The 17,515-nt window shown below is 56.5% G+C and carries 12 protein-coding genes; 4 read left to right on the top strand and 8 right to left on the bottom strand.

The window, feature by feature from the left end:
- Positions 1-18: 18 nt before the first annotated feature.
- From F4555_RS02435 to sucC, 3 genes are all read right to left on the bottom strand, one after another.
- Positions 19-1,455, bottom strand: a complete 1,437-nt coding sequence (locus tag F4555_RS02435; RefSeq protein WP_255312783.1) for a cell division protein PerM — start codon at positions 1,453-1,455, stop codon at positions 19-21.
- 92 nt (positions 1,456-1,547) lie between these two features.
- A complete protein-coding gene (gene sucD, locus F4555_RS02430) occupies positions 1,548-2,471 on the bottom strand; it encodes a succinate--CoA ligase subunit alpha (RefSeq protein ID WP_115325488.1) in 924 nt (307 codons plus the stop codon).
- A gap of 17 nt (positions 2,472-2,488) precedes the next feature.
- Positions 2,489-3,649 carry an ADP-forming succinate--CoA ligase subunit beta gene (sucC, locus tag F4555_RS02425; protein ID WP_004017043.1) on the bottom strand — a complete coding sequence of 387 codons (1,161 nt, stop codon included), beginning with the start codon at positions 3,647-3,649 and terminating at the stop codon, positions 2,489-2,491.
- A 165-nt stretch (positions 3,650-3,814) separates the two neighbouring features.
- Here sucC and ppk2 point away from each other — a divergent pair, with 165 nt between their 5' ends.
- Positions 3,815-4,750: a polyphosphate kinase 2 gene (gene ppk2, locus F4555_RS02420; protein WP_115325489.1), complete on the top strand. Its 936-nt coding sequence runs from the start codon at positions 3,815-3,817 to the stop codon at positions 4,748-4,750.
- A 3-nt stretch (positions 4,751-4,753) separates the two neighbouring features.
- On the opposite strand, the gene F4555_RS02415 is transcribed toward ppk2, so the two are convergent.
- From F4555_RS02415 to F4555_RS02405, 3 genes are all read right to left on the bottom strand, one after another.
- Complete coding sequence (locus F4555_RS02415) at positions 4,754-7,456, bottom strand: ATP-dependent helicase (protein ID WP_115325490.1); 2,703 nt, start codon at positions 7,454-7,456, stop codon at positions 4,754-4,756.
- 134 nt (positions 7,457-7,590) lie between these two features.
- Positions 7,591-8,280, bottom strand: a complete 690-nt coding sequence (locus F4555_RS02410) for a LuxR C-terminal-related transcriptional regulator (protein WP_004012777.1) — start codon at positions 8,278-8,280, stop codon at positions 7,591-7,593.
- On the bottom strand, positions 8,277-9,566 hold the full coding sequence (locus F4555_RS02405; protein WP_115325491.1) for an ATP-binding protein: 1,290 nt from the start codon (positions 9,564-9,566) through the stop codon (positions 8,277-8,279). The genes F4555_RS02410 and F4555_RS02405 overlap by 4 nt, the downstream gene beginning before the upstream one ends.
- A 114-nt stretch (positions 9,567-9,680) precedes the next feature.
- Between F4555_RS02405 and F4555_RS02400 the strand changes: the two genes are divergently transcribed.
- Positions 9,681-12,269: a PspC domain-containing protein gene (locus F4555_RS02400; protein WP_255312784.1), complete on the top strand. Its 2,589-nt coding sequence runs from the start codon at positions 9,681-9,683 to the stop codon at positions 12,267-12,269.
- A complete protein-coding gene (locus tag F4555_RS02395) occupies positions 12,266-12,679 on the top strand; it encodes a hypothetical protein (RefSeq protein WP_115325493.1) in 414 nt (137 codons plus the stop codon). Before F4555_RS02400 ends, F4555_RS02395 begins: the two co-directional genes overlap by 4 nt.
- Before the next feature lie 41 nt (positions 12,680-12,720).
- Here the strand turns inward: F4555_RS02395 and cuyB are convergent, their stop codons facing one another.
- Positions 12,721-13,434 (bottom strand): cysteate racemase, encoded by a 714-nt coding sequence (cuyB, locus tag F4555_RS02390; RefSeq protein WP_115325494.1) that lies wholly within the window; start codon positions 13,432-13,434, stop codon positions 12,721-12,723.
- Between the two features lie 133 nt (positions 13,435-13,567).
- On the opposite strand from cuyB, the gene F4555_RS02385 reads away from it, so the two are divergent.
- Positions 13,568-14,812: a carboxylate--amine ligase gene (locus F4555_RS02385; protein WP_004012784.1), complete on the top strand. Its 1,245-nt coding sequence runs from the start codon at positions 13,568-13,570 to the stop codon at positions 14,810-14,812.
- A gap of 184 nt (positions 14,813-14,996) precedes the next feature.
- On the opposite strand, the gene F4555_RS02380 is transcribed toward F4555_RS02385, so the two are convergent.
- A complete protein-coding gene (locus F4555_RS02380; protein ID WP_004015147.1) occupies positions 14,997-17,381 on the bottom strand; it encodes a polyribonucleotide nucleotidyltransferase in 2,385 nt (794 codons plus the stop codon).
- Positions 17,382-17,515: the final 134 nt, after the last annotated feature.

The following is a 17,515-nucleotide window of genomic DNA, read 5'->3' as shown; positions in this document are numbered from 1 at the left end:
TTACCCGATGGTAAGTTTTCACATGTTCAGTTCAGTGGTGGGCAGCGCATCCACATTCTTTCCCGTTATTCTGTAGGAAAACCGGGTGGCTGCCACCGCGACGCGTCGATGCGCCAAAACCAGCGTAGCACCGAAAGGTACCCCCCAGGCAATCACCCCCGCATAAAGCGTGGCCGGAGTGGGGCCAACCGCAATGAGCCGACCCGGCCCGAGACTGCCGCTGACCGCCGAAATTATTACGAACCCGCCCCCCAGTAATATGGCCAGCATCAAAGCCAGAGACAACATCGTGTCACTCAATGGCACCTCATGACGCCGACTCATGAGTAGCCCCCCAAGAATCCCCGCGATAACCGGAATCGCGACGGGCCACCAGCCCACAGGAGTATGCGGTAGCCACGCGAGGAACGGCACCGGCGGTAAATCGCCGCTGATGACCTGACCGGGCGAGAACACCGTATTTTGACCCACCGTGAAGCCCGAACCCACCAGCCAACTCGCCGTCCACCCCAGCAAGGTCGGTAGATACGCCAAAACCCCGAAGGCCAGCGCCACCGAACCGACCCAATCCGGATGCAGACTGACCCAAATACGGGTCATGTCCCCCCACCCGCAGACGACTCCAGCCAGCAATGCGAGAGCGGAAACTCCCAGCGTTATTCGACTCAGGACTCGTACCAGGCGCCCGGTCAACACCAACCACGGCCACGGTTCACCGCCAGGAAATACCTCCCCCAAATTCCACCACGACAAGCGGCGTGCCACCGCCAGGAACACCACCAGCGCGAAAATTCCCAGCGTCACGAAAGCCGTCCACACACTCAAGTGGGTTCTAGCCCAGCCCAGACACAGTCCGGCGGGCAAAACGAAAGCCAACAACCCCCACAGTAAAGCCCACGGACTAGCCGGTTTCGCGGCACGCAGCGAGACCGTCAGCAACACCCCCACCAGACAGGTTAAGCCCCAAGGCACCAGCGAGAACTTTAGGGTGGTAGCGGTGAAAGTAGCACCGAAGCTCATAGCGAAAGCCCCATTTCCTACCATCATAGCATCGCGCCAAGTAGTGGCCGCCATAGCCGGCTGACTGGCGGTGAACACCCAGGAAACCACCGCCAACATCACCAGCAGCGCCCAGAAAACCAGCCAGGACTGAAAGCCCAGCCATAAAGCACGCCAGGTTCCGGCGGGGAAAAGTTCGTGGCGAGCGGGTTTAGTGAATAAAGCACGCCATTGGCGGATTGAGGTCGATATGCCAGGTGCAGAAAGGCGAGTTTGGCTGTCTGCCGTATTTGAACCGCTTGAATCGGAAGGAATATCCTCTCCGATAACCAGGTTAGAGGCACGCCTCGAGTCGCCTCGCGAGCTGATTCTGCCCGGTCGTTTCGAACCCCGCGAGGGCACAGTCGGGAAATCACGAGTGTCTTTCCGACGACGTTTCCCCCCGTTAATGTCCATCTTTACCAGTATAAAGGCTCGTGCCCCGCCGGAGTTGGCAGGGCACGCAAAAACGGCTAAAAACCGCGTATGCTGGAACAAGTTAGGAAGTGCTAGCGGGCGCTCATGATTTCGCGGGCAATCCGCGCGGTTTCCGAAGGGGTTTTACCCACCTTTACCCCTACCGCCTCTAGGGCTTCCTTTTTGGCCGCAGCTGTCCCCGAAGAACCCGAAACAATCGCTCCGGCATGTCCCATGGTTTTGCCTTCCGGGGCGGTGAAACCCGCCACGTAGGCCACCACCGGCTTGGTGACGTGTTCCTTGATGTAGGCGGCCGCGCGTTCCTCGGCATCTCCCCCGATTTCACCAATCATCACAATTAACTTGGTTTCCGGATCTTGCTCGAAGGCCGCGAGCGCGTCAATATGCGTGGTACCGATAATCGGGTCGCCGCCAATCCCGATACAGGTGGTAAAGCCCAAATCGCGCAGTTCATACATCATCTGGTAGGTCAAGGTTCCAGATTTCGACACCAAACCGAGATGCCCGCGCGGGGTGATATCCCCGGGGGTAATTCCCACATTTGACTTACCGGGACTGATAATTCCCGGACAGTTCGGCCCGATAACCCGCACCCCGCGTTCCCGGGCATAGGCCAAGGCGAAGTTCGCGTCTTGTACCGGAATATGCTCGGTGATGACCACCACCAAATCCAGTCCCGCATCCACGGCTTCAAGAATCGCCCCCTTGGCGGCAACTGGGGGCACGAAGATTACCGAGGTATTCGCACCGGTCGCGGCCTTTGCTTCGGCTACAGTGCCATAAACTGGGATGCTAACGGTACCGCCCTGAAGCTGGTCAGCCAGTGGCCCATAGGGGGTGATATCGAAATCGATACTGGTGCCGGCTTTTTTAGGGTTTGTGCCCGCCACAATCTTGGTGCCATAGGCCAACATACGCGTGGTGTGTTTACGCCCCTCTGAGCCGGTCATGCCCTGGACAATAATCTTGGAGTTTTCGTTTAGAAAAATCGACATTTACGTTCCCCTTTCCCTTACTTTGCGGCCAGTTCGGCGGCTTTGTCGGCCGCTTCGTCCATGGTTTGCACCATGGTAATCAGCGGGTGGTTAGCAGTCCCGAGGATGTCGCGTCCCTCGCTCACCTTGTTGCCATCCAGACGTACCACGAGGGGCTTACTGGCATTGTCCCCCAAAATCTCTAAGGCACCCAGAATGCCTTTCGCGACTTCATCACAGGCGGTAATGCCCCCAAACACATTGACGAAACAGGATTTTACTTGCGGGTCAGTGAGAATTACTTCCAAGCCTTTAGCCATGACTTCGGCCGAGGCACCCCCGCCAATGTCTAAGAAATTCGCGGGTCGAGTACCGTATTTTTCCCCGGCATAGGCCACCACATCCAGGGTGGACATAACCAATCCCGCCCCATTACCGACAATCCCGACTTGCCCATCGAGGCGCACGTAGTTCAACCCGGCTTCTTGGGCTTTTAGCTCGCGTTGATCGGCGTCTTTTTGGTCAACCAGTTCGGAGTGTTCCGGGTGGCGGTAGCGGGCATTATCATCCAAGGTCACCTTGGCATCGAGCGCAATAATGTCTCCGGCCGGGGTTTGCACCAAGGGGTTTACCTCTACCAAAGTGGCGTCCTCGTCAACATAGGTCTGCCACAGTTTCAAAATGACCGGGACAACTTTCGATCCGGTTTCCGGGTCAAAGCCGGCTTGCTGGGTAATCTCCGTGGCTAAGGTTTCGTCCATGCCAGTGCGGGGAATCGGCACTTTCGCCAAGGCTTCGGGTTTTTCCTTGGCCAAACGCTCGATTTCCATCCCTCCTTCCACCGAACACATGGCAAGATTTTGGCGGTTAGCCCGGTCGAGCAGGATAGAGAAGTAAAACTCCCGTTCGATATCCACCCCCTCAGCTATCAGGACGCGATGTACCGGATGGCCTTTAATGTCCATCCCCAAAATATTTTGCGCCATGGTTTCGGCCTCGCCCGCGCTGCGAGCCAGTTTCACCCCTCCGGCTTTGCCACGTCCCCCGGTCTTCACCTGGGCTTTCACCACCGCCAACTCGGCACCCAGCTCCCGGTATGCCGCCGAAGCTTCCGCCGGAGTACTGGCAACGATTCCGCGCTGCACCGGGACTCCATTCTTGGCGAACAGACCTTTTGCTTGATATTCATACAGATCCACGCTTTTCCTTCCTCGTGTATTTATCTCGACATCGAGAGATTACCTTTAGTGTAACTCATGTCTCGTCGAACTGCTTCATTTTGTCACAGATTTTTCGCATGCCTCGACATATTTCGGGATATCCTGGAAAGGAAGCGCTTAGCCAAACATGCAAAGGAGCAACTCATGAACCACGACCACAGCGCAACCGACCCCGAACTGCGCTACACCAAGGTTCCCAACAAGATTTACGAAACCGAGATGTACCGGCTGCAAACCGAACTGGCGAAGTTGCAGCGCTGGGTGAAAACCACCGGAGCCCGCATCGTCGTAATCTTCGAAGGACGCGACGCGGCTGGCAAAGGTGGCACAATCAAGCGCCTGACCGAATACCTTTCCCCACGGGTGGCTCGCGTGGTAGCCCTCCCCACCCCCACCGAAAGGGAAAAAACCCAATGGTATTTCCAGCGCTATATCTCCCATCTGCCCGCAGCCGGGGAAATCGTGATTTTCGACCGGTCTTGGTACAACCGCGCCGGGGTGGAAAAAGTCATGGGTTTCGCCACCCCCAGCCAGGTCAAACAGTTCATGCAACAATGCCCCACCTTTGAACGAATGCTGGTAGAAGACGGAATCTACCTGCGCAAATACTGGTTCAGCGTCTCAGACAAGGAACAATACGACCGGTTCCAACGTCGCTTGAACGACCCCTTGCGCCAGTGGAAACTTTCCCCTATGGATTTGGAATCCATCAGTCGCTGGGAGGATTATTCACGCGCCAAGGATGAGATGCTGGTACACACCGATACGACAACCTGCCCGTGGTACCATGTACCCTCGGATTCCAAGAAAGCCGCGCGGCTGAACATGATTTCGCATTTCTTGGGTTCCATCCCATATACGGATATGACCGACGAAAGCACGCCGATTCGACTGCCCGACCGCCCACCTTCCACCGGTTATGTGCGCCCACCCCTGGCGACTTCGCAGTATGTGCCCGACCATGCCGCCGAGGTTGTCGCCCTGGTGCGACGCGGCGAATCCCCCTTTGTCTTGCCGGATACTCCCGTAGACCCGGAACGCAAGTCAAAGAAAAAGAAGAAAAAACACCACAAAGACTGAAGGCTACTGCGGGGTGAGCGGCGCAAACTTGAGCAGCAAACGCTTGGTGGCGCCGGTCTTGAACTTGACCCGGGCAATAGCGCCCGTGCCTTCGCCTTCGAGTCCGAGCACCTTGCCGTCCCCGTAAATGTCGTGGTGGACTTGCTGACCGACGTGTAGCGCCGGGATTTCGGCGGCCGCCTTGGGTTTAGCGCTTTTCTTGGGTTGGCTAGACTCGCCGGATTCACGCAGCGAACGCGCGGTGGTAATCGAGTTCGTAAAGCGAGCGGTATCGGAATCGTGACCATCCCGGCGGGCGGAAATCTTTTTGCGGGAAAACCCACCAGAATAACCGCCATAGCCCAAACCACGTCCCGAAGGCGCGAAACCGGAAGCATAGCCGGCGGAGCGACGCGACCCGTACCCGTAGCTGTCCTCCGCAGCAACACCGCGCGAAGCCAAACCGCCATAAAGATCCATATCGGTCAGTTCCCGCCGATTATCCACGTACTGCGCCGGAATATCGTTCAAAAACCGCGAGGCCGGCATATTCATGGTGTCCCCAAATACCGTCCTAGCCGCCGCTCGCGTGAGGTACAGCTGCCGACGGGCTCGGGTGACCGCCACGTAGGCCAAACGGCGTTCCTCTTCGATGGCCTCGGGGTCGTCGAGGGAACGGGAGTGTGGGAACAGCCCGTCTTCCATGCCGGTGACGAACACGGTGTTGAATTCGAGTCCTTTCGCGGTGTGTACCGTCATCAAGGTGACCTCGGGTTTGGTTTCGGGGGCGGGGTTGGGGTGGTCGCCCGATGCCTCGCTTACGTTGGTTTCGGGTTCACGAGGCGCCATTTCCTTAGCAGCCACTTCCTTGGAACCTTGGTCGGGCAGCTGATCCGTATCCGCCACCAGCGAGATTCTTTCCAAGAAATCCGCGAGCCTCGAGTCCGGTTCCGACAAAGAAAATTCTTCGGCCACGGCGTGTAGTTCCAGCAGGTTTTCAATCCGCGCATCGTCTTGGGGGTTATTGGAAGCGCGTAGCTTCGGCAGATAGCCGCTGTCCTCTAGGGCGGTACCGAGGATTTCATCCAGTGGAGCCCCGGCTTCGTCCAGGCCCCGCAGGTTATCCAAGAGATTCACTAGGCTCGCCAACGCGGTGGTGGCTTTGGCCGAGAGTTGCCCCTCATGAACCCCACCCGTTATAAACCCGCGCATGGCCTGACCGAAAGACGTGCCGGAAAGGCGTGCGGCCTCGCGGATTTTGGTTTGCGCCACGTCCCCGAGTCCACGTTTGGGCTCGTTGAGGATTCTAAGTAGGTTTCCGTCATCGGCCGGATTCGCCGCCGCTGTCAGATACGCGATGGCATCTTTGATTTCCTTACGGTCATAGAACTTGGTACCCCCCACCACCCGGTAGGGCACGTTTTCCCGAGTCAACATTTCTTCCAGGGCGCGTGACTGGGAATTCGTACGGTAAAACACCGCGAATTCATCCCAAGGGGTGCCCGCCGTGTGGGCATCGCGGATTTCGCGGATAATAAACGCGGCTTCGTCTCGTTCGGTGTCGGCGGCGAACATAATCGCTTTGGGACCGTCCCCGGCCTCGGTCCACAGGTTCTTCTTATGTCGCCCGGAATTCTCGGAAATAATCGCGTTCGCCACCGAAAGAATCGTCCCGGTGGAGCGATAGTTTTGTTCCAGGTACACAGTGGTGGCACCGGGGAAATCTTGCTCGAATTCCTCGATGTTGCGGATGGTGGCTCCTCGAAAGGCGTAAATCGACTGGTCGGAATCCCCCACTACGGTCAGTCCAGCCCCGGGATGTGCCCCCAGCGCCCCGTCCAAGCGCGGGTCTCCCAACGGGTCGCGAGCCAACAAACGTACCAGCTGGTATTGCGCCGGATTGGTGTCCTGGTACTCGTCAACCAGGACGTATCGGAATTTATCACGGTATTTAGCGAGGATTTCGGGGTGGCGTCGCCACAGATAGACCACTTCGGCAATCAAATCGTCAAAGTCAAACGCATTGGCGCGTCGAAGCAGTTGCTGGTATTCCGCGTAAATCTCGGCCGTGAGTTGTGAAATCTTGTCGGGCGCGGCCATCTCGGCAAATGTGGCCGGCTCCACCAATTCGTTCTTCGCGTTCGATATCCTAGCCGCGAAAGACTTCGGAGTGAAGCGTTTCGGGTCGAGCCCTCGCCCTTTGATAATCCGGGTCAACAGGGCTTTCGTGTCGGCCGTGTCATAGATAGAAAACGAGCGGGTAATACCCAAGGTTTCGGCCTCGGCGCGCAAAATCCGCACACAAGAGGAGTGGAACGTAGAAACCCACATGTATTTCGCGGCGTTACCCACCAGGGTTTCCACGCGTTCGCGCATCTCGCCAGCGGCCTTATTGGTAAATGTAATCGCTAGAATCTCCCAGGGGCGAACCCGCCCGGTGGCCAACAGCCAGGCAATCCGGCGGGTCAGCACGCGGGTTTTCCCCGATCCCGCCCCGGCCATCACCAAAAGTGCCCCGCCCGGATGCGTCACCGCCTGGTATTGGGCGGGGTTTAAGCCTTTGGTGATGGCGGTGATTCTTTCCTCTCGCCAGGTCTCGAGGTTTGGGGCGGTTTCAGTGGGGTTTAGTGGGGGTTCATGAGTGGAGGATCCGGGCAGCGCCGCACTGTTGGGAATGCTAGCCCCCCTGGATCCGGAAAGTGACAAAGCCGAAAAAAGGTCATTCACTGCGGTTTACCCCCTGTTTAACGCTTGCAATTTGATCCGATGTAACCGCGAATACGGATGCCATTATTTCCTTTCTAAAACTCCCCAATCAATCCTAGACTGTTTTCGCCACCCCGTTAAACCTGAATCCGTACTCAGTTGATTCGGCGTTCCGCCGCCCAGCGGGAGAGCTCATAGCGGTTGGAAAGCTGGAGTTTGCGCAGCACCGCCGAGACATGACTTTCCACAGTTTTCACTGAAATATACAGCTCCGAGGCAATTTCCTTATAAGCGTAACCGCGAGCTATCAGACGCATTACCTCGAATTCGCGGCTGGTCAGCGAGTCGAGCTCGTTGTCGGTTTCGACAATCTCGGAACGAGTGGCCCCAAAGGCATCCAGGACGAAACCCGCCAGTCGCGGGGAAAAAGCCGCATCCCCCTCGGCCACCCGAATAATCGAGTCAACCAAGTCTGGGGTGGAAATGGTTTTGGTGACATATCCGCGTGCCCCGGCACGGATTACCGCCACCACGTCTTCGGCGGCGTCCGAGACCGAAAGTGCCAAGAACTTGGTGGCTTCGTTTCCCGGGGCGGCGGCAACTTCCGCGCCCCCACCGCCGTGTCCACCGGGTAGGTGCACATCCAGCAAGGCCACCTGGGGTTTAATCTTGGTCACCGCCGCAATGGCTTCTTCTACGGTGGCCGCTTCCCCCACTATCTGCACTTGTTGGGGATATTTAGCCAGCTCAGAACATACCCCGGCTCGAAACAGGCCATGGTCGTCAATCACCAACACCGTCACCGGCTGCTGGATGCCGTCTGTCGTTTCTGGATTTTGACTCATTGTCGTTTCACTTCCATCTGTACCTCGGTGCCGTTTTCGTTGCTGCGGATTTTGGCGTGTCCCCCGTGTCGTTCCAGACGCTCGATAATCGATTCTTTCACACCATGGTGTCCTTCGGGAATATCATCCACCTGGAAGCCCGTCCCATGGTCACGCACGAAGCAATTGGCGGTGTCCGCACCGATTTCAAGATACACCGAAAACGCGGGGGCAGCGTGTTGCGCGGCGTTGTTTAAGGCTTCCCGAGTGGCTGCCACTAATGAATCCGACCACGCCCCTGGCGGGGCATCCCCCACTGTCACGGTTTCAAAAACCACTCCATAGCGATCCTCGATCTCGCCGATTATGTCTTTAATAACCTGCACCAGGGATTGGCTGACATCCGGGCGGTCTTCATAGAGCCAGGCACGCAGTTGGCGTTCCTCGGCGCGAGCCAGTTGCGCTACTTCGGCGGGGTTGTGTGCCCGGGCGCGGATTAATGCCAGAGTTTGCAACACGGAGTCATGCAGGTGAGCCGCCATATCGGCGCGCAGGGTTTGCCGGGTTTGTTCCGCTAGGCTGGTCTTGAAATCGTTCCAAAACCGTGCCCACAAGGGCAGCCCCGCTAGGCTCAGCAAGGCAATCACGACCAAGGTCATCGCCCCGCCTTTGAGGGCGTCCTTCCAAGACAGGGTGCCACCGACCCATACCATGACCCCGAGTACCACGGCGATTACACCGGGGCCTGCCAACAACAGGAAGCGTGAAAGTTCCAGGCGCGAACCGTCCTGTTTCGAGGCTCCCGCCCAAATCATGGACACCCCGCCCATCACCAAAATCGCCACCATCGCGGGGCGCCCTCGCGTTAAAGCTTCCGGTCCTTCCCAGGCACCCACTATCGCTAAAACAATCAAGCCCAGCGCCAATAGCACCACCGGCATAATAGCCAGGTAGGGGTTTTTCTCGGATTTACGCGTGGAATGAGCCAGGCGTAGCGGCTCGGCCAGCCGGGATTCGTCGGCAGGCAAGGCCTGATGCGCCCAAGGGTTTCCTGGCGGCACAAAAACCCAAAACCACAAATAGAGCAGGATTCCCACTCCTATGAAAGGACTGGACAACACGAAAATCGCCCGCAATATCCAGGGGTTTATCCGCAGATGAGCGGCTAGTCCGGCGGCTACCCCAGCCAAAATCCTTCCTTGACTGCGGGTGGCTCCATCATTCGCTTGGGGACGGCACAGTGGCAGACGCGCCGCGCTCTGCCCAGCGGCGGGATTGGCGGTTGGCGGCCAGGATTTTTCACTCATGTATTTAGTGTGCCACGAGCCTGGGAGCGAAAAAATCGGCTTCGGGGATAACTCAGGGTACAACCAGGGGAACCCCTTATGGTTTCAGTCTGGAATCCGGTAAAGAATAGAAACATGGATGAAAATAATGCCGCGAATTCCCTGCCCGATGCCACTGAGTCTGCGCCTGACGCCGCTAATGGTGCGCCTCGTGCCGAGCCAGCACCTCATGAAACCGAAAGCAACCCCGCCGACGCAACGAACACGACCAGCGCGACCGACGGCGCCGCCAACCCGCCCGACAGCTCCGGCGCGGCCGAGGCTCCCAACACAGACATCCCCACCGACACCTTCGCGAGCGGAAACCACCAAGTCCCGCCGCCCCGCCTGGGATTCTTTGACCGGCTGCGGGCTGCCACCTGGAAGCGCCTCGAGACCAACAAGGTCGCCGGCGGCGTATGCGCCGGACTCGCCGAAAAAATGGGTATCGACCCGATAATAGTGCGAGGCATCGCCGTAGTGCTGATACTCTTTACCGGCCTCGGCATGTTGGCCTACGGCCTGGCCTGGCTGCTGTTGCCCGAGAAAACCACCGGCCGCACCCTGTTCGAAGACGCTAGATACGGGCAAGCCCAGCCGATAATGGCCTTCCCGATTCTGTTGGCTGTGCTGGGATTTTTCCGGGTTTTTCCCGAAATCAACGTGTTTACGCAGCCTTTCGGCATTACCCCCTTAGCGTGGGTTTTCGGAGGATTCGGATGGGTTTCCCACCTGAGCGAATACTTTGATTCCGGTGCGATACCTGCCATCTTTATCTTCTTGGCATTTATAGCTGCGGGCAGCATCGTTATTTGCGCCACGATTTGGGTATGTATGCTGTTTTACCGGCGCAAATACAACCAGGCTTGGACGGTAGGGCTGCTGGTTGGTTTCGGTTCCCTGTTGGGTACCATCGCCGAAGTCATCCTGATTAACTCTCTGGGTAATTTCCCGGCATTCCCGCTTTTCACCATGACTTTTATGGGCGTTTTGGGAATATCCCCGATTTCCATCCCGGCCTTCATTATTTGTGCGGTGGTGGGAGCCAGCAAGCGTAATACCCCGCCTTACCAGCCGGGTTACGCTCCTGGTGCCGGGGCGGTTCCCGCCAACACGGTTCCCACCAGCGCAAATCCCGCCGGGGGCACCTTTGTGGGCAGCACTTCCTCCGCCGGTAGCCCTGGCTTTGCTGGTGGCGACTTCGGCTTGCCGCAGGGTGTTTCCCCCGCCAGCGCGGCACCAGCGGCTCCCTATACTTCTTATGTGGCGGGGGGTCATGAGGTGCCAGCCCCAAATGCGGCGCAGCCGGAGACTACCGCCCCTGAATTTACCCAACCTAGCTATGCCCCGCCGGTACCGACGACAGTTGCAGCGCTTCCCCCGCGACCGGGGCGGGTGGCCGGGACGTCTCGAGCCTTTAACCTGGCAATCGCGGGTCTGGTGCTACTGGTGATTTTCGCCGGCAATCTAGCCCAGTATTTCCAGCTTTGGCCACGCCCGGAACAGTATTGGCTGGTCAATACGGGGGCTATCACGGTTGTGCTTGGGGTCGGAATGCTGGTGTTGACTTTGCGACGCCGGCGCACTTCCTGGCTAGCCTGGGTCACCCCATTGGTGGTGTTTTTGGCGCTGGTACCGTCATTAGTCGCCGCCGAGATTGCCCCCGAGGTGCGCGGTCTGACTAAAAACTGGAGCTGGGAAAACTTGCCCTCGGTTTTGGACGACCATGAAAGGACCCTGTATCCCGGGGATTCCGTGCAAGGAGTAGATGCGAATTACAATATCGATTTGCGTGGGCAAAAAGACACCGACCCGATAGAGGCGCAAAGCGTCAGTGGCATCATCAATATTTATCTCCATCCCGACCAGCCGGTGCGGGTAAAAATGCAACAGTTTTCCGGCGAGATTCGGCTCTCGGCGATGAATTCGTGGACGGAACCGGGCAACCCTAAACGTGGTTTCTTTCAACAAGCTCGCACTGACACAAAGCGACCCCAGTATTTGAGTGCCGATGGCACCCGGCGGGTGCTGTTCACCGACCGGGCGTTGCAGGTGGAAACCAGAAAGGTGATTTGGGGGGCTAAAGCTGCCAAAGGGAAAACCTACCTCTTAGAGAACGCCGCCGCCCAGGGGAAAGTCGATGTGCAAGAGATTACGGTAACCTGCGTGGATTGTACGGTGTCTATTTACGAGCGTCCCTCCGAGGTGCTGTGGAATGGTAAGGTTCTGCCCGATGGGCATTTCCTAATCAACTATTGGTTGGATGAAAACTCTCAGCGGCAAGAATTGGACAATGGCAATGCACTTCCCCCCGTTTTAGCCGCCCGAATAGCCACGCGGACAGATCGTTTAGCTGGCCTGCCGGCAAAAGAGATTGCCCCCAGAGTGGATTCCCATAAGCCCTTGACCCTAACTGAGGTACAAGACGGCGCCTTGGGACCGTGGGAGGATAAGAATAACGATGGTTTCAATGACCTTTATCAGCCCGGCGGCTCACAGTGGAAAACCGGAGACACCTTATTCAATCCGAAAACCGGCGCTCCACTGCCTTATCAGCCGAAAAAGCCCCACTTAGACGATACGGTTTCGGAATCCCGAGACGATTCCGAAACCGAGGAGCAAGATAATTCCGAGGAAAACGATGAAACTGAGGACACCGACCCAGATGAAGGGATGCCATCATGAACGAAACTGAAAATCCTAGTATTACCCCCGCCGGGGAAGCCGACTCCGTTGCACCACCCAGCGCCGGCTGGGTTATGCCCACTGCTGCTGCGGTGCATGAGGAGCCAGCCGAAACTCCACGCGATTCTTTGGAAGCCTCCGCCCCGTCTCCAATCACGAGCCTCGACTTTGGGGATGGCAAGGTAGCTGACAAAATGCCCGACACGGCTAAACCAAAAACAACACCCCAATTGAAAGAAAAGCTGGGGCTAGTGGACTTGACCTTTTCAATTGTGTTTATCGTTGTGGGTCTGGCGGCTATCGCCATCGCCCTGGGCGCAAAAATCGACCTGTGGGAGCTCAACTTAGCCCTGCTGGGCACCGCCGGTGTGGTGCTGCTGCTTGGCGCTTTCGTCACCGCCCGCAAGTAAATCACGCCAGTACACCGGAGTTTCACGGGAAGTTCCGGGTTTCACAATCCTGGTCGCAGTTGTTTACCGGCCTTAATCACGGTGAGCCTGGCCAGGGTGGCTAGGGAGTCCACAATGGTGGGGTCGGTTATCTGCAGGTCCTTATAAACCACAGAGAGCTCCGTGCACCCACAGATAACCGCATCCGCCCCGTTTTGGCGCAGTTTATTGATAATTCCAAAAAACAGCTCTCGACTTACGGGTTGGCCGGCTTTCACATAGCCATAGATAATTCCCGAAATCTCTTTTTGTAACTGTGCCGAGGGCACCAGGGCTTCGTATCCAGCCAGTTGCAGGGTTTCCTGGTATATTTCCGAGGCGATAGTGCCTGCGGTGGCCATAATTGCCACTCGTTTGATTCCGCCAGCGTTTTTTCTGCCGATTTCGGCCACGGTTTCCGCCACGATATTAACTACTTCAATGTCTACTGCCTCTACCACGGCCTGCAAAAAATTAGTGGCGGTATTGCAAGGAATCACCAGGAATTCCGCTCCAGCGTCCTGCAATTTTCGGGCATCTGCGGCCATAATCGGGGCGGGCGATTCGCCCCCGTCCAGGAGGGCAGCGGTTCGGTCAGGGGTGGAAGAATGCTGAGTTATAATCAAATCCACATTGTCCTGGTCGCTTTGGGCTTGGGTAAAATCAACAACCGTTTTCAAGAAATACACCGTCGCCAGTGGCCCCAGACCCCCCAGCACCCCCACGGTTCGATTCATAGCTGCGTCTCCTTGGAATCTAGTGCCTATACCGGATATCTTCTGAACGAATACATTACCAGCCCTTCCTAGCTAAGGACTTTATCCTAGGCAGTCTCACTGACAATACTAGGCAACGTGTATAATCTGAGGAGTGACATCAGTAGGTAAAGCTCTCGATTTTTTGCCCCTAATTCTGGGTACCGACAACAACGCCTATGGCGTGGCTCGAGCTATCTATGAAAACTATGGCATAAAAAGTGTTTGTCTGGGCAAACGAGGGTTGGGCTACACTTCCGATTCCAAAATTCTTACCCGAGTGCTCAATCTGCGCATGGGTGAGGACAAAGTTCTGCTGGATACTCTAGAGCAGCTTTCGGTTCGCTACCCTGAGGTCAAGAAAATTATTATTCCCTGCGGGGACAGCTACGCCCAACAGGTTTCCCGTAATAAACAACTCTTGGAATCGCGGGGGTTTCTCTTCAGCGCTGTCGATGCCGGACTGCAAAAGCGTTTGGAAAACAAGTTGGATTTCTATTCAGTTTGCGAGCAATACGGCTTGGCTTACCCCAAGACTTTTGTGATTACCGAAAAGATGGTTTCCGCCGGCGATGTTCAGCTACCCTTCGATTTTCCGGTGGCTTTGAAGGCCAATGATTCCATCGCCTATCTGGGGCTGAATTTCGCGGGTAAAAGGAAGGCCTATCGTATCGAGAATTCTGGGGAACTCAATGATGCCCTGCACCGGATTTATGCCGCTGGATATACCGGCAAGATGGTGGCTCAGGATTTTATTCCTGGTGATTGCGCCCAGATGGCGGTGTTGAATGCTTATGTGTCTCGCAGTGGCCAAGTCCGGATGATGTGTTTCGGGCAATGTGTCTTGGATGCGGTGTTACCGGCAGAAATCGGAAATTATCATGCGCTTTATACCACCGATGGTTCCGAGGTTTACCCCGTGTTCCAGCGTTTCTTAGAAGAAATCGGCTACACCGGTTTCGCTAATTTTGATTTGAAGCGTGACCCGCGCGACGGGGTGTACAAGGTGTTTGAAATTAATTTGCGCCAAGGCCGCAGTTCTTTTCACATGGATTTGGGGGGCTGCAATTTCATTACCTATTTGATAGACGATTTACTAGGTTTGGATGACGGAAGCAAACCGGCGCATCTGCATACGGAAACTGGGAAAATGTGGCTCTATGTTTCGCCTTTCCTGGTGAAACGCTATGCGCCCCCCGCTATCCGCCAGCAAGCTTTGGAAGTCCTGCGGCGCGGCTACGGTTTCACTCAGTGGTATGAAAAGGATCGGACGTGGCTTCGTTGGTTGCGTTACCACCGCGAGCGACTTTCGAGTCTTAAAAGCTACTGGCATTACGCTAGGCGCCCCGGTCGCGCTTAGTTTCCAGTCATGCTTTCGCCGGCGGGTTCATGAGGTGCCATTTTTCTTTCGGCTTTTTACTGTAACGGCACCTGATGAAAATCCAGATAAACAGAGCCACCAAAAGTCAACCCTGCCACATAAGCTTAAGTGGTTTCGGCCTGGCATGATGCCAGGCCGAAACCACATTCCCTAGTCTAAGAATTTAGTACTGGATATCTCCAAAGTCGCGATCCTCGTCCGGATGCGCCCGGCGCGTGCGACGACGCGCCCGTTCCCGATGGCGAGGTTCCCCATCACGATCACCCAAATCGCGGCGTTCGCGGCGAGGTTCACGCGACTCACAGCCTTCATTTTCGCCAGATTCACCGGAATTTTCATCTGCTGTCGTGGCTGCTTCATCGTCCACCACCGCGAGCAAGCTGAGCTTACCGCGCTGGTCGATTTCACCGATTTCAACCTGGACTTGCTGTCCAACCTGGAGGACATCCTCGACATTCTCAACTCGCTTGCCACCAACCAGGCGGCGAATCTGAGAGATATGCAGCAAACCGTCCTTGCCGGGAGTCAAGGAAATAAACGCCCCGAAGGTGGTAGTTTTCACCACTGTCCCCACGAAACGCTCCCCTACCTCTGGCATCTGGGGATTCGCGATGGCGTTGACTGCATCGCGAGCGGCCTCGGCCGCCGGTCCATTATCAGCACCGATATACACCGTGCCGTCATCCTCAATGGTCAGCTCTGCGCCGGTGTCCTCTTGAATCTGGTTAATCATCTTGCCTTTCGGTCCGATAACCTCACCAATCTTGTCCACCGGAATATTAACCGTAATAATTCGCGGCGCGGTTGGTGCCAGCTCGTCAGGTGTATCAATCGCGGCGTGCATCACATCCAGAATCTTCAAACGGGCATCACGCGCCTGACCCAAGGCTCCCACCAGCACATCGGAAGGAATCCCGTCCAACTTCGTATCCAACTGCAAGGCAGTGATGAATTCTTTGGTTCCAGCGACTTTAAAGTCCATGTCGCCAAAGGCATCCTCAGCACCCAGGATATCAGTCAAGGTCGCGAAGTGTGTCTGGCCGTCCTCTCCTGGTTCACTCATGAGCCCCATGGCGATACCAGCGATAGGAGCCCGCAGCGGCACTCCAGCATTCAACAGCGACAGAGTAGAAGCGCACACCGAACCCATCGAAGACGAACCATTGGACCCCATAATCTCAGAGACCTGGCGAATCGCGTAGGGGAACTCCTCGCGCGAGGGAATTACTGGAACCAAAGCCATCTCGGCCAGGTGTCCATGCCCGATTTCACGACGTTTGGGCGAACCCACCCGCCCGGTTTCACCCGTGCAATAGGGCGGGAAATTGTACTGGTGCATATAACGCTTGTGGGTAATCGGACTCAAGTTATCCAACTGTTGTTCCATGCGCAACATATTCAGCGTGGTCACACCCAACACTTGAGTTTCCCCGCGCTGGAACAAAGCCGACCCGTGAACCCGCGGCAGCACCTCTACTTCAGCAGCTAAGGAACGAATATCCTTGCAACCACGTCCGTCAATCCGCTTGCCCTCGTGCAGTACCCGGGCACGCACCAGTTTCTTTTCCAAAGCCTTGAAAGCAGCCTTAAGTTCCTTTTCTTGCTCCTCGAACTCGCCACCTTCCACGGTCAATTTTTCGATAGCCGCATCACGAATCTCAGTTTCCCGGTTTTCGCGGGTCTGCTTGTCGGCAATTTGAATTGCCTCGGACAAATCCGCCTCAACTTCGGCTTTCATCGCCTCGAAGTGGTTATCCTCGTAGTCTGGGAACAACGGGTATTCTGCGGTTTCTTTCGCTGCCTTTGCGGCCACCTCAGACTGAGCGCGGCACAGTTCGCGAATTACTGGTTTCGCGGCTTCCAAGGCACCAGCCACGACTTCCTCGGTTGGCGCCTGCTGACCGGCCTGAATCAGCTCCCAGGCGTTGTCACCACCACCAGCTTCTACCATCATGATAGCCACGTCCTCGCCAACTACGCGACCGGCTACCACCATGTTAAATGTCGCCTGTTCCATCTGGGGATAGGTCGGGAAAGCCACCCACTGCCCGTCAATCAGGCTCAGGCGGGTACCACCAATCGGCCCGGAGAAAGGCAAGCCAGCTAACTGGGTAGACATGGATGAAGCGTTAATAGCCACCACATCATAGGCCTCGTCGGGATGAATCGCCATAACGGTGTCTACAACCTGAACTTCATTGCGCAGCCCCTTCACAAACGCAGGGCGCAGTGGGCGGTCAATTAGACGCGCCGCTAAAATCGACTCCGTGCCGGGACGCCCCTCACGACGGAAGAACGAACCGGGAATCCGACCCGCCGCATACTGTTTCTCCTCGACATCAACTGTCAAAGGAAAGAAATCAAACTGGTCTTTGGGCTGCTTACCCACAGTGGTTGCGGCGAACACCACAGTTTCCCCATCCAAGGTCACCATCGCCGAACCGGCAGCTTGGCGTGCCAGCAAGCCAGTTTCGAAGCGCAATACACGCTTCCCAAATTTTCCATTGTCAATAACTGCCTCGGCAGCCGTAATTTCAGGACCCTCCAAAGGAGCCCTCCTCTTCTCTTTTGGTAGCGTCGGCGGTCATCGATCGAGACCCACGGGCGGTCTTTCTTCACGGAAAGCTTCCGTACCACTGGCCACGTCCGGAGGTCACTACCGAGGACCGAAAGACGCTGATT

This window comes from Mobiluncus mulieris (assembly GCF_014204735.1).
GTDB classification, from domain to species: Bacteria; Actinomycetota; Actinomycetes; order Actinomycetales; family Actinomycetaceae; genus Mobiluncus; species Mobiluncus mulieris.
This window is presented reverse-complemented; position numbering and strand designations above follow the sequence as displayed.

Coding starts and splice junctions, on each gene's coding strand:
- F4555_RS02435 (WP_255312783.1), bottom strand. CDS start 1,455: ATGGACATTAACGGGGGGAAACGTCGTCGGAAAGACACTCGTGATTTC.
- F4555_RS02395 (WP_115325493.1), top strand. CDS start 12,266: ATGAACGAAACTGAAAATCCTAGTATTACCCCCGCCGGGGAAGCCGAC.
- F4555_RS02405 (WP_115325491.1), bottom strand. CDS start 9,566: ATGAGTGAAAAATCCTGGCCGCCAACCGCCAATCCCGCCGCTGGGCAG.
- sucD (WP_115325488.1), bottom strand. CDS start 2,471: ATGTCGATTTTTCTAAACGAAAACTCCAAGATTATTGTCCAGGGCATG.
- F4555_RS02400 (WP_255312784.1), top strand. CDS start 9,681: ATGGATGAAAATAATGCCGCGAATTCCCTGCCCGATGCCACTGAGTCT.
- cuyB (WP_115325494.1), bottom strand. CDS start 13,434: ATGAATCGAACCGTGGGGGTGCTGGGGGGTCTGGGGCCACTGGCGACG.
- ppk2 (WP_115325489.1), top strand. CDS start 3,815: ATGAACCACGACCACAGCGCAACCGACCCCGAACTGCGCTACACCAAG.
- F4555_RS02410 (WP_004012777.1), bottom strand. CDS start 8,280: ATGAGTCAAAATCCAGAAACGACAGACGGCATCCAGCAGCCGGTGACG.